10 protein-coding genes are annotated in these 12,110 nt (G+C 69.5%); 8 read left to right on the plus strand and 2 right to left on the minus strand.

The window, feature by feature from the left end; all coding sequences use genetic code 11:
* The first annotated feature begins 52 nt into the window (after positions 1-52).
* Genes GAA2_RS15255 through GAA2_RS15265 form a run of 3 tightly spaced genes read left to right on the plus strand, consistent with a single transcriptional unit; the run spans position 53 to position 3,367 of the window.
* Complete coding sequence (locus GAA2_RS15255) at positions 53-739, plus strand: DUF3043 domain-containing protein (RefSeq protein ID WP_006434948.1); 687 nt, start codon at positions 53-55, stop codon at positions 737-739.
* Positions 740-742: 3 nt separating this feature from the next.
* Entirely contained in the window at positions 743-2,521 is a 1,779-nt protein-coding gene (gene cobT, locus GAA2_RS15260) for a nicotinate-nucleotide--dimethylbenzimidazole phosphoribosyltransferase (protein ID WP_006434947.1), read from the plus strand.
* Between the two features lie 48 nt (positions 2,522-2,569).
* Positions 2,570-3,367, plus strand: coding sequence for an adenosylcobinamide-GDP ribazoletransferase (locus tag GAA2_RS15265; RefSeq protein WP_006434946.1), 798 nt, complete (start codon positions 2,570-2,572; stop codon positions 3,365-3,367).
* Positions 3,368-3,446: 79 nt separating this feature from the next.
* On the opposite strand, the gene GAA2_RS15270 is transcribed toward GAA2_RS15265, so the two are convergent.
* Together GAA2_RS15270 and gcvT are read right to left on the minus strand one after the other, a co-directional pair.
* Positions 3,447-4,553 (minus strand): branched-chain amino acid aminotransferase, encoded by a 1,107-nt coding sequence (locus GAA2_RS15270; RefSeq protein WP_024500421.1) that lies wholly within the window; start codon positions 4,551-4,553, stop codon positions 3,447-3,449.
* Positions 4,554-4,643: 90 nt separating this feature from the next.
* A complete protein-coding gene (gene gcvT / locus GAA2_RS15275; RefSeq protein WP_006434944.1) occupies positions 4,644-5,747 on the minus strand; it encodes a glycine cleavage system aminomethyltransferase GcvT in 1,104 nt (367 codons plus the stop codon).
* Between the two features lie 88 nt (positions 5,748-5,835).
* Here gcvT and GAA2_RS15280 point away from each other — a divergent pair, with 88 nt between their 5' ends.
* The 5 genes from GAA2_RS15280 (at position 5,836) to lipA (ending at position 12,089) form a co-directional block, all read left to right on the plus strand.
* Entirely contained in the window at positions 5,836-7,389 is a 1,554-nt protein-coding gene (locus GAA2_RS15280; protein ID WP_006434943.1) for a leucyl aminopeptidase, read from the plus strand.
* Positions 7,390-7,606: 217 nt separating this feature from the next.
* Positions 7,607-9,355 (plus strand): 2-oxoglutarate dehydrogenase, E2 component, dihydrolipoamide succinyltransferase, encoded by a 1,749-nt coding sequence (sucB, locus tag GAA2_RS15285; RefSeq protein WP_191834441.1) that lies wholly within the window; start codon positions 7,607-7,609, stop codon positions 9,353-9,355.
* Between the two features lie 30 nt (positions 9,356-9,385).
* The gene (locus tag GAA2_RS15290) at positions 9,386-10,282 is read left to right on the plus strand and encodes a TIGR01777 family oxidoreductase (RefSeq protein ID WP_006434941.1); all 897 of its coding nucleotides are present in this window, start codon (positions 9,386-9,388) and stop codon (positions 10,280-10,282) included.
* Positions 10,279-10,995: a lipoyl(octanoyl) transferase LipB gene (gene lipB / locus GAA2_RS15295; RefSeq protein WP_191834442.1), complete on the plus strand. Its 717-nt coding sequence runs from the start codon at positions 10,279-10,281 to the stop codon at positions 10,993-10,995. Before GAA2_RS15290 ends, lipB begins: the two co-directional genes overlap by 4 nt.
* Positions 10,992-12,089, plus strand: a complete 1,098-nt coding sequence (gene lipA, locus GAA2_RS15300; RefSeq protein WP_191834443.1) for a lipoyl synthase — start codon at positions 10,992-10,994, stop codon at positions 12,087-12,089. Before lipB ends, lipA begins: the two co-directional genes overlap by 4 nt.
* Positions 12,090-12,110 lie beyond the last annotated feature (21 nt).

The raw sequence follows: 12,110 nt of genomic DNA on the forward strand, positions 1-12,110 counted from the left end.
AAGCGACGACCACGCGTTTCGACCGCAATCACGATCACCTACGCTCGTAGGCGTGAAGCTGCCATGGAAGAAGGACGAAACGTCGGAGGATTCCGGCGAGAGCTCGGTGACCACGTACGCCGCCGACGACGCGGCCACCGAGGACTCCGCGCCGGCCAAGGGCAGCAAGACCACCCCCGGCAAGGGCCGTCCGACGCCCAAGCGTCGTGAGGCCGAGAACCGTCGCCGTGGTCCCGTCGCGCCGCCGCCGACCACCCGGTCCGAAGCGCGCGCACGCAAGAAGGAACTGAAGAACACTCTTTCCAAGGAAGAGAAGAAGCAGCTCTCCGCGGAGCGGCGCGCCAAGCGCCTCGAGCAGCGTGAGCGGATGATGGAGGGCGACGAGGCCTACCTCATGCCTCGCGACAAGGGCCCGGTCCGCCGTTACACCCGCGACCTCGTCGACGCGCGCCGCAATTTCGCCGGGCTGTTCATGCCGTTCGCGATCGTGCTGATCGTGCTGATGTTCATGGTGCCGCGGGCGGCCGCGCTCACCAACCTGATCCTCGTCGCCTTCGTCGTCCTGATGGCCGTCGACGGCGTCATCCTCGGTCGTCTCGTGAACCGCCGTGTCGCCGAACGCTATCCCGATTCACAGGACGGCGGCTTCAAGCTCGGTTGGTACGCGTTCACCCGAGCCATGCAGCTCCGGAAGATGCGTGCGCCCAAGCCGTCGGTGTCGCGCGGCGACGAAGTCTGATCAATGGCCGATCGCGCTACGCGCACACTCGTCCTGGGTGGTGTGCGTTCGGGAAAATCCGCATACGGCGAGTCGCTGCTCCGCGCGCATCGGCAGATCCGGTACCTGGCCACCGGCCCGGTCACGACGTCGGACGCCGAGTGGACGGCGCGGGTCAACACCCACCGGCAGCGTCGCGATGATCGCTACACGACCATCGAGACCACCGAGCTCGCCGACGCCTTGCGCGCGGCACCGGACATCCCGGCACTCGTCGACGACCTCGGGAGCTGGCTCACCGCCCGGATCGACGCCGTCGACGGCTGGGACTCGGGTTCGGAGATCGATCTCGACGCCGACGTGGCGGACCTCTGCGACGCGCTGCAGACGATGAACGCCGACGTGGTGCTGATCAGTTCCGAGGTGGGGCTCTCCCTGGTTCCCCCGACCCCGGCCGGCCGGCTGTTCCAGGATCTGCTGGGCACACTCAACTCCGCGGTGGCTCAGGCGTGCGACCGGGTGTCGCTCGTCGTGGCGGGCCGGGTGCTCGACCTACCGCGCGACGCGGTCGCCGACGACACCTCCGGCGCAACGGTGGCGGCAACCGCACCGGCCCCCCACCACGCCATGACTGCTCCGGTGGTCACACCAGCCCCCGTCACGCACGGACACGTTGTCGAGCCCACCCCCGTCACGACCGCCGGCGAGCTCCCCGATCCCACCGACGCCGAGGTCTTCGAACCGGTCACCCCGCCGAGCGAGGCGATCGCCTTCGAGGCCCGCGAGCGCCAGGCGACGCTCACCAAGCCGCCGGGTTCACTGGGACGCCTCGAGGAGATCGGCGTCTGGATCTCGGCGTGCCAGGGCCAGTGCCCACCCGCACCGATCACGTCGCCGAGCGTCGTCGTCTTCGCCGGCGACCACGGCGTCGCCCGCGGCGGCGTCTCGGCGTTCCCGCCCGAGGTGACCGCGCAGATGGTCGCGAACATCTCCGCCGGCGGCGCCGCGGTCAACGTGATGGCCGCACGTGTCGGCGCCTCGGTGACGGTCGTCGACATGTCCGTCGACGCCGACACCGCTCCCCACCTGTCGACGTTCAAGGTCCGTCGCAGCAGCGAGGACCTGCGTACCACCGACGCGATCACCCTCGCCGAGGCCCGCGCCGCGCTGGCCGCCGGTCGGGCCATCGCCGATCGGCTCATCGACTCGGGTAGCGACCTGCTGATCGCCGGCGAGATGGGGATCGGAAACACCACCCCGGCGACCGTCCTCATCGGTGCGCTCACCCGCCGCGAGCCGGTCGAGATCGTCGGGCGCGGAACGGGTGTCGACGACCATGGCTGGATGCGGAAAACCGCCGCGATCCGGGACGGCATGCGCCGCGCCCGCAAGGTGGTCCACGACCCGCTCGCCCTGCTCGCCGCGGTCGGCGGCGCGGACCTGACGGCCACCGCGGGATTCCTTGCCCAGGCCGCACTCCGTCGCACGCCGGTGATCCTCGACGGCGTCGTGATCACCGCGGCCGCGATGGTCGCCAACGAACTCGCGCCCGGCGCCATGCGCTGGTGGATCGCCGGACATCGCTCGGTCGAGCCCGCACACCGGATCGCGCTCGACCATCTCGACCTCGAGCCGGTCCTCGACCTCTCGATGCGACTCGGTGAGGGCAGCGGTGCGGTCCTGGCGTTGCCGGTCGTTCAGTCGGCCGCCGACATCCTCATCTCGATGGCGACCTTCGCCGAAGCCGGGGTGACCGACCGCGACGACTCAGCCGTACCCGAACCCGCCCCCGAGTCATCCTGACCGCATGACACGGCGTCGACCTGAACGCATGACACGGCCGGTTCACCGTTGATCTCGCCGTCTCGGGCGGTCCGGACCGCGCTGTGCTGGATGACCGTCCTTCCCGTCGGCACGGACACCGACCCGGACGAGACGCCGGATCGCGCGCTGGGCGGTGCGGTGATGGCCGCACTCCCCGTCGTCGGCATCGTGGTGGGTGCCGCGGCGGCTGCCCTGGCCGCCGGACTGTCGTTCACCGCCCTCCCGGCCACGCTCACCGGCATCCTCGTCGTCGTCCTGACATCGGCGCTCACCCGGGGAATGCACCTCGACGGCCTGGCCGACACCGCCGACGGGCTCGGGTGTTACGGACCGCCGGAGCGCGTCGCCGAAGTGATGCGGAGCGGGACCGTCGGCCCGTTCGGGGTGGCGACCCTCGTCCTCACACTGGGTCTGCAGACCGCCGGATTCACCGGCCTCGTGGGCGAATCCCGCTGGTATGAAATCGCTTTCGCGGTCGCGCTGGGCCGACTCGGGGCAGTCGTCGGCACCCGGACGTCGATCTCGCCCGCTCATCCGAACGGTTTCGGCGCCCTCGTCGCCGGCACCCAGCGGCTCTCGATCCCGGTGTGGTGTCTGGTCGCCGCGGTGGCGACGATCCCGATCGGACTGCGCGACAACGGGTCCGGCATCGACCTCGACCTCGTCGCGGTGGTGCAGGGACTCGTCGTCGTCCTCGTGATCGTGGTGTTCGCATGGGTTTTCACCCGGCACTGTGCGCGTCGCATGGGCGGACTGAACGGCGACGTCCTGGGCGCGACCATCGAACTCGGTGTCGCGCTCGCCGTGGTCGGTCTGCTCGTCTAGACCCGCACACAACAGTTCTGGCGCCACGATCCGCCGATCGTGACGCCAGAATGTCTGTGCCGCAGGAGATCCCTGGGACTCAGGCCCGGTACAACTCCGTCATCCACCCGTGGGTGTCGGCGAAGGTGCCACGCTGGATACCCGTGAGGGTGTCGCGCAGGGCCTGGGTGACCTCACCGGTCTCACCGTTGTTGATCGTGTAGTCCTCGCCCACGCCCTTGACGCGGCCCACCGGGGTGATCACCGCGGCGGTGCCACAGGCGAAGACCTCGGTGATGTCACCCGAGGCGACGCCCTTGCGGAGTTCCTCGGTGGTGATCTTGCGCTCCTCGACCGCGAAGCCGGCGTCGGTGGCCAGCGTCAGCAGCGACGACCGGGTGATGCCCGGCAGCAGCGAACCCGACAGTTCCGGGGTCACGAGGCGTGCATCGGCACCGGAGCCGAACACGAAGAACAGGTTCATTCCGCCCATCTCCTCGATGTAGCGGCGCTCGATGGCGTCGAGCCAGACGACCTGATCGCAGCCCTGCTCGGAGGCCTGACGCTGCGCGAGGAAGGCCGCGGCGTAGTTGCCGCCGCACTTGGCGAAGCCGGTGCCACCGGGAGCTGCGCGCACGTATTCGGCGGACAGCCACACGCTGACGGGCTTGATGCCGCCCGAGAAGTACGCACCGGCCGGCGAGGCGATGACGGAGTAGATGTACTGCGACGAGGGCGCGTTGACACCCAGGCCTGCCTGCGAGGCGAACATGAACGGACGCAGGTAGAGCGCCTCCTCGCCACCTGACGGGGGAACCCACTCGTGGTCGGCGGCGAGCAGCGCCTCGAGCGAGGCGATGAAGTCCTCGACGGGCAGCGCCGGCATCGCCAGACGCTCGGCGCTGAGCTGCAGTCGCGCCGCGTTGGCCTCCGGGCGGAACGCGGCGATCGAACCGTCGGGCTGCCGGTAGGCCTTGAGACCCTCGAAGACCTCTTGACCGTAGTGCAGGACCATCGCCGAGGGATCGAGCGCGATCGGACCGTACGGACGTACCTGCGCGTTGTGCCAGCCCTTGTCCGCGTCGTAGTCGACCATCACCATGTTGTCGGTGAAGTAGCGGCCGAATCCCGGGGCGGAGAGGATCTCCGCGCGACGGCTGTCCGACACCGGATGGGGATGCTCGGTACGGTTGAACTCCAAGGTCATGCGGCCCATGGTACCGCTGGCCGCAAAAGCATTATCGAGCCCGTCCGCGAGGCGTGAGACGGCCCACGGAGCAGCGTCACACCGCCGGGGTCACACGTGGGAGGGCACGAACGGCGGGATGACGACCTCGCACGTGAGATCACGCCCCCGCACGTCGACGATCACCTGATCGCCCTTGGCGACGCCCGACGCGGTGTCCAGCAAGGCCAGCGCGATGCCCTGCTTGAGGGTCGGCGAGAACGTCCCGGACGTGCACACGCCGATCGCGTTGTCCCCCAACCGGACCGCGCAGTCGGCGCGCGGCACGCCGCGGCCGGTGGCCTTGAGTCCGTAGAGCCGACGCGCCGGGCCGGCCTCCTTCTCGGCGACCAGGGCATCGCGCCCGAAGAACGACGGCTTGTCCCAGCCGACCGCCCAGCTCGAACGCGCCTGCACCGGGGTGATCTCCGGGCTCAGTTCGTGACCGTGGAGGGCGTAACCCATCTCGGTGCGCAGGGTGTCACGGGCACCGAGGCCGGCGGGCTGTCCACCGGCCTCGGTGATCGCCTCGAGCAACACGTCGAAGACGGCGCCGGCGTCGTCCCACCGCGGCAGTAGCTCGTAACCGCGTTCCCCGGTGTACCCGGTGCGGCACACGCGGACCGGCTTGTTCCCGTCCGCCGTCGACAGCTCGGCGTCGACGAAGGCCATGTACTCCATGTCGGCGGGCAGGCCCAGTGCGGTGAGGACCTCCGGCGAGCGCGGACCCTGCACCGCGAACACCGCGAGGTCGCGGTGCTGGTCGGTGATCGAGATCTGTTCGGGCGCAACGGCGGACATCTGTGCCACGACGGCCGCAGTGTTCGCGGCGTTGGGGACCAGGAACACCTCGTCGTCGCTCACGAGGTAGGCGATCAGGTCGTCGACGACGCCACCGGAGGAGTTGCAGCACAACGTGTACTGCGCCTTGCCGGGAACGATCTTGCCGAGATCGTTGGTGAGGGTGGAGTTCACGAACTCGGCGGCGCCGGGTCCCGCCACCAGCGCCTTGCCGAGATGGCTGACGTCGAAGATCGCCACGGCCTCACGCACCGCGGTGTGTTCGGCGACGGTGCCCGCGTAGGACACCGGCATGTTCCAGCCGCCGAACTCGGCGAAACTCGCACCGAGTGCGGCATGACGGTCGGCGATGGGTCCGGCGAGGAGTTCACTCATGGGCCATACGCTATCGGGCCACGCACGCCGACCGGAGCGGTCCCGCGGTCGCCGCCGACATGCGGCGCGCTGTGGCAGAGTTGAGCGGGTGAGCAAGAACGACACCGTCGACCGCGTGCGCGGCCCCGAATTCGACCTGTCCACCTCGATCGGCAAGGGCGACACCGCCCTGGTCATCGGCCTGATCAGTGCGCCGGAGGGCGACGAGAAGGCCGGCGGCAAGGAGGAGTCCACCGCCGAACCGACGCTCGCCATCGGTGACGGCGTCCTCGACGACGCGCAGGCAGTCGCGATCACCGCGGCCCTGACCGCACTCGGGGCCACCGGTTCGCACGGCGAGGTGACCCGCCTGGCGGCACCCGAGTCGCTGCCGGTCGACCTCGTCGTCGCGGTCGGTCTCGGGGACGCCGACGATCTCGACGACGCCGACCAGGTCCGTCAGGCCGCGGGCATCGTCGCCCGCGAACTCGACGGCCTCGAGTCGGTCGCGACCACCCTGTCGTCGGTGGACCTCGCCGCCGCCGCCGAAGGCCTGTTCCTCGGCGCCTACCGGTTCGACGAGTTCCGCTCCGAGTCGTCGAAGCCGAAGAAGACTCCGCCGCAACGCATCACATTGCTGGTCGAGTCGAAGTCCAAGGAGGCCAGGGCGGAGCTCGACCGCGCGATCGCGGTCGCCGACTCCGTGGCCATCGCCCGCGACTTCGTCAACACCCCGCCCAGCCACCTCTTCCCCGAGGAGTTCGCGGCCCGCGCCCGCACCCTCGGCAGCAAAGCCGGCCTGAAGGTTGAGATCCTCGACGACAAGGAACTCGAGGCGCAGGGTTACGGCGGGATCATCGGTGTCGGCAAGGGCTCCGCGCGCCTTCCGCGCCTGGTGCGGCTGACCCACACCGGCAAGAAGCCGGCCAAGAAGGTCGCCCTCGTCGGCAAGGGCATCACCTTCGACACCGGCGGCATCTCCATCAAGCCCGCCGCGAACATGGACCAGATGACCTCGGACATGGGCGGGGCCGCCGCGGTCATCGCCGCCACCATCCTGGCCGCCCGCCTCGACCTCGACGTCTCGGTCACCGCGACCGTGCCGATGGCCGAGAACATGCCGTCGGCCACCGCCCAGCGTCCCGGTGACGTGCTGACCCAGTACGGCGGTCGCACGGTCGAGGTCCTCAACACCGACGCCGAGGGCCGGCTGATCCTGGCCGACGCGATCGTGCGCGCGGCCGAGGACGACCCCGATTACCTCATCGACACCGCGACGCTGACCGGGGCGCAGATGGTCGCGCTCGGCACCCGCACCCCGGGCGTCATGGGCACCGACGAGTTCCGCGATCGGGTGGCCGCACGGTCGGCCGAGGTCGGCGAGAACGCCTGGGCGATGCCGTTGCCCGCCGAACTGCGTGCCGACCTCAAATCCCGTGTCGCCGATCTGGCCAACATCACCCCGCACCGCTGGGGCGGGATGCTCGCCGCGGGCATCTTCCTCAAGGAGTTCGTGCCGGAGGATGTCCAGTGGGCCCACATCGACATCGCGGGACCGGCGTTCAACACCGGCAGCCCGTGGGGCTACACCACCAAGGGCGGCACGGGCGTACCCGTCCGGACCATCGCCGCCGTACTCGAGGACATCGCGGCCAACGGCTGACATGACCGGCATCCCACGCTTGAGAATCGTTACCGCCGAGTACGAGCCGAATCCAGTCGGCGACGCGGCGTACGGGTAGGGTGATCCGCGGGGATGAGTGGCTGACCCGCCCCTCATCTCGGCGGTCCCCTGACCGCTTCCCACCCCCGTGCCCACGGAGCACACACCGACGGGCCACATCTACAGACCACCACGTCGAGTTCAGGAGTTCACAACGATGGCCTTCTCCGTCCAGATGCCCGCCCTTGGTGAAAGTGTCACCGAGGGGACAGTCACCCGGTGGCTGAAGGAGGAAGGCGACACCGTCGAGGCCGACGAGCCCTTGCTGGAGGTGTCGACCGACAAGGTCGACACCGAGATCCCGGCTCCGACCGCGGGCGTGCTGACGAAGATCATCGCCCAGGAGGACGACGTCGTCGAGGTCGGTGGTGAACTCGCACTGATCGGCGACGCCGACGAGGCCGGCTCCGGCGACTCCGGTTCCGACGATTCCGCAGGGGGCGACGAGCCCACCGACGCTGCCCCCGAGCCCGAGCCCGAGCAGGCCGCCGAGGAGCCCTCCACCGAAGAAGAGGCGCCGGCCGAGAAGCCCACCGCCGACACCGGTTCGGGTTCGACCGAGGGCACCGACGTGCTGATGCCCGAACTCGGCGAGTCCGTCACCGAGGGCACGGTGACCAACTGGCTGAAGGCCGTCGGTGACGAGGTCGCCGCCGACGAACCACTGCTGGAGGTCTCCACCGACAAGGTCGACACCGAGATCCCCTCCCCGGTTGCCGGCACCCTGCTCGAGATCCTCGCCCAGGAGGACGACGTCGTCGAGGTCGGCGGCAAGCTGGCCGTCATCGGTGACGCCTCGGCGGCCCCGGCGAAGAAGGAGCCCGAGCCGGAACCCGAACCCGAACCGGAGCCGGAGCCCGAGGCCAAGTCGGAGGCGAAGGAAGAACCCAAGGCAGAGCCGAAGGAAGAGCCCAAGGCAGAGGCCCCCGCGAAGTCGACCCCGCCGACCGTCGAGTCGACCCCGTACGTGACCCCGCTGGTGCGCAAGCTGGCCGCGGAGAACAACATCGACCTGAACTCGATCAAGGGCACCGGGGTCGGTGGCCGCATCCGCAAGCAGGACGTGCTGGCCGCCGCCGAGGCCGCCAAGAAGCCGGCCGCCGCGCCGGAGAAGAAGGCCGAGCCGGCCGCCGCCTCGGCTGCGCCGTCGGCATCGCCGGAGATCCGACCCGAGCTCGCCGAGCTGCGCGGGACCACCCAGAAGATCAACCGCATCCGTCGGATCACCGCCAAGAAGACCCGCGAGTCGCTGCAGCAGAGCGCTCAGCTCACTCAGGTCTTCGAGGTCGACATGAGCAAGATCGTCGGCCTGCGCAAGGCGGCCAAGGACAACTTCAAGGCATCCGAGGGTGTCAACCTCACCTTCCTGCCGTTCATCGCCAAGGCCGTCGTCGAGGCGCTGAAGGTCCACCCGAACGTCAACGCGTCGATCGACGAGGACGCCAAGGAGATCACCTACTACGACAAGGTGCACCTCGGCATCGCCGTAGACACCCCGCAGGGTCTGCTGTCGCCGGTCATCCACAACGCCGATGACCTGTCGGTGGCCGGTCTCGCCCGCGCCATCGCCGACATCGCGGCCCGTGCACGCTCCAACGGCCTCAAGCCCGACGAGCTCGCCGGCGGCACCTTCACCATCACCAACATCGGCAGCCAAGGCGCCCTGTTCGACACCCCGATCCTGGTCCCGCCGCAGGCGGCGATGCTGGGCACCGGCGCGATCGTCAAGCGTCCGGTCGTCATCACCGGGGAGGACGGCTCGGAGTCGATCGCGGTGCGGTCGATGTCGTACCTGCCGCTGACCTACGATCACCGTCTCATCGACGGCGCCGACGCGGGCCGTTTCCTCACCACGGTGAAGAAGCGCCTCGAAGAGGCCTCGTTCGCCGCGGACCTCGGTCTCTAGGTACACGACGAGACGACGTCGAGGCGATCGATGCGCATAGCCGTCGCAGGTTCACAGGGGCTCATCGGAAATGCCCTGGTCAACTCGCTGCGCGCGGCGGGCCACACGGTCATCCGTCTGGTCCGCCGCGAGGCACTCGCCGATGACGAGTTCAGTTGGGATCCCGAGACCATCGGGATGCCCGCCGAGAGTCTCGACGGCGTCGACGCGGTGGTCTCGCTCGGCGGGGTCGGCGTCGGTAACGGTCGATGGACCGGGCGGTTCAAGCAGGAGTTGCGCAACTCCCGTATCACGCCGACCGAAGTACTCGCCGAGGCCGTGCGCGACCTGGGCATCCCGACGTTCATCAGCGCCAGCGCCACCGGTTTCTACGGTGACACCGGGACCCGGGCTGCGGTCGAAACCGATGGTCCCGGTGAGGGATTCCTCGCCGAGCTGGTCGTCGACTGGGAGCGCGCCGCCACCGCCAACGCGGGCCCCGACACCCGGGTCGTCCTGCTGCGGACCGCGCCGGTCCTCAGTGCGCAGGGTGGTCTGCTCGGCAAGTTGCGGCCGCTGTTCAAGCTCGGGTTGGGCGGTCCGATCGGCAACGGCAAGCAGTACTTCTCCTGGATCAGCCTCATCGACGAGGTCAGGGCGATCGAGTTCCTCCTCGACTCCCCCGGTATCGCCGGCCCGGTCAACCTGAGTGCTCCGGGGTCCCTGCCGTTCGGCGAGTTCTGCAAGGCCCTCGGCAAGGCCGTGCACCGTCCCGCGGTACTGCAGGTGCCCGAATTCGTGGCACGCCGCGTCGGTGGTGAGATGGCCGAGGAAATGATTCTGTTCAGTCAACGCGTTGAACCCCGCGTGCTCACCGAACACGGATTCACGTTCAACCATCCCGAGATCCGCCAGGCCCTGACCTACGCGATGAAGCCGGCGACATGACCCAGCATTCCGTCCGCGCCGACTCGGCTCCGATCGAGGTCCGGCGCCTGGGCATCGTCGACTACCGTGCGGCCTACGAGATGCAGCACCGTCTGGCGACCGAGCGCGCCGACGGCACGCTCGACCACGACGTGCTCCTGCTGCTCGAACACCCGTCGACCTACACGGCCGGCAAACGCACCGAGGACGCCGACCGGCCCACGAACGGCGCGCCGGTCATCGACGTCGACCGCGGTGGGCGCATCACCTGGCACGGACCGGGACAGCTCGTCGGCTACCCGATCGTGAAGCTGGCGGAGCCGCTCGACGTCGTCGAATACGTGCGGCGCCTCGAGACTGCCCTCATCTCCGTGTGCGCCGACCTCGGAGTCACCACCGGGCGCGTCGAGGGACGATCCGGAGTCTGGATCGACGACGACGCGGGTGAACGCAAGCTCGGTCAGATCGGCATCCGCGTGGCGCGCGGGGTCGCGCTGCACGGGTTCGCCCTCAACGTCGATCCCGACATGTCCGCCTTCGAGGCCATCGTGCCGTGCGGGATCGCCGATGCCGGCGTCACCTCGCTGGCCCGTGAACTGCCACAACCGATCTCGGTGACCTCCCTCCTCGACGCCACCGCGGCCGCGGTTCTCGCCGCGATGGACAACCCGCGGGAGTCCGCCCCGACGGCAACCGAAGGCGCCACGACCGCGAGCGTAGGATCGGTCCGGTGACCGCGTCCCCTCTCACCCCCGGACCCGGTGCCCCCGACGCCACACCCCCGGCCTCGGCCACCGCACCGAAGACCACCGCTCCCCCCTCACCGGCTCCCGAAGGCCGCAAACTGCTGCGACTCGAGGTGCGCAACGCGCAGACCCCGATCGAGCGCAAGCCCAGCTGGATCAAGACCCGCGCGACGATGGGCCCGGAGTTCACCGAACTCAAGGGACTCGTGAAGCGCGAGGGCCTGCACACGGTCTGCGAAGAGGCCGGATGCCCCAACATCTACGAATGCTGGGAAGACCGCGAGGCAACCTTCCTCATCGGCGGTGAGCAGTGCACCCGACGCTGCGACTTCTGCCAGATCGACACCGGCAAGCCCGCCGAACTCGACCGCGACGAGCCGCGTCGCGTCGCCGAGAGCGTGCAGGCCATGTGCCTGCGCTACTCGACGATCACCGGCGTCGCCCGCGACGACCTGCCCGACGAGGGCGCCTGGCTCTACGCCGAGACCGTCCGCGCCATCCACCGGCTCAACCCGGGCACCGGCGTCGAGAACCTGATCCCGGATTTCCACGCCAAGCCCGACCTGCTGGCGGAGGTCTTCGAGGCCCGGCCGGAAGTGTTGGCGCACAACCTCGAGACGGTGCCCCGCATCTTCAAGCGCATCCGTCCGGCGTTCCGGTACGAACGGTCCCTCGAGGTCATCACCGCCGCCCGGGATTTCGGCCTGGTGACCAAGTCGAACCTGATCCTCGGCATGGGCGAGACGCCGCAGGAGGTGCAGTCGGCCATCGTCGACCTGCACGAGGCCGGTTGCGACATCCTGACGATCACCCAGTATCTGCGTCCCTCGCCGCGACACCATCCCGTCGAGCGGTGGGTCAAGCCGGAGGAATTCGTCGACCACTCCGAGTTCGCCCAGGAGGTCGGGTTCGCCGGGGTCATGGCCGGTCCGCTGGTGCGGTCGTCCTACCGGGCCGGTCGGCTGTACGCGCAGGCCATGGCTCACCACGGCCGCGAGATCTCGCCCGCCCTGGCGCACCTCGCCGCCGAGGGTTCGGCCAGCCAGGAGGCGTCGAGCCTGATGGCACGGCTCGCCCGCTGACGCATTCGTGGCCGCGCCCGC

Source organism: Gordonia ajococcus, assembly GCF_012974285.1.
Taxonomy (GTDB): Bacteria; Actinomycetota; Actinomycetes; order Mycobacteriales; family Mycobacteriaceae; genus Gordonia; species Gordonia amicalis.

Bases quoted from the DNA above. Each gene is read 5' to 3' on its own strand.
- GAA2_RS15290 (WP_006434941.1), top strand. From the start codon at position 9,386: ATGCGCATAGCCGTCGCAGGTTCACAGGGGCTCATCGGAAATGCCCTG.
- sucB (WP_191834441.1), top strand. From the start codon at position 7,607: ATGGCCTTCTCCGTCCAGATGCCCGCCCTTGGTGAAAGTGTCACCGAG.
- cobT (WP_006434947.1), top strand. From the start codon at position 743: ATGGCCGATCGCGCTACGCGCACACTCGTCCTGGGTGGTGTGCGTTCG.
- gcvT (WP_006434944.1), bottom strand. From the start codon at position 5,747: ATGAGTGAACTCCTCGCCGGACCCATCGCCGACCGTCATGCCGCACTC.
- lipB (WP_191834442.1), top strand. From the start codon at position 10,279: ATGACCCAGCATTCCGTCCGCGCCGACTCGGCTCCGATCGAGGTCCGG.
- GAA2_RS15270 (WP_024500421.1), bottom strand. From the start codon at position 4,553: ATGACCTTGGAGTTCAACCGTACCGAGCATCCCCATCCGGTGTCGGAC.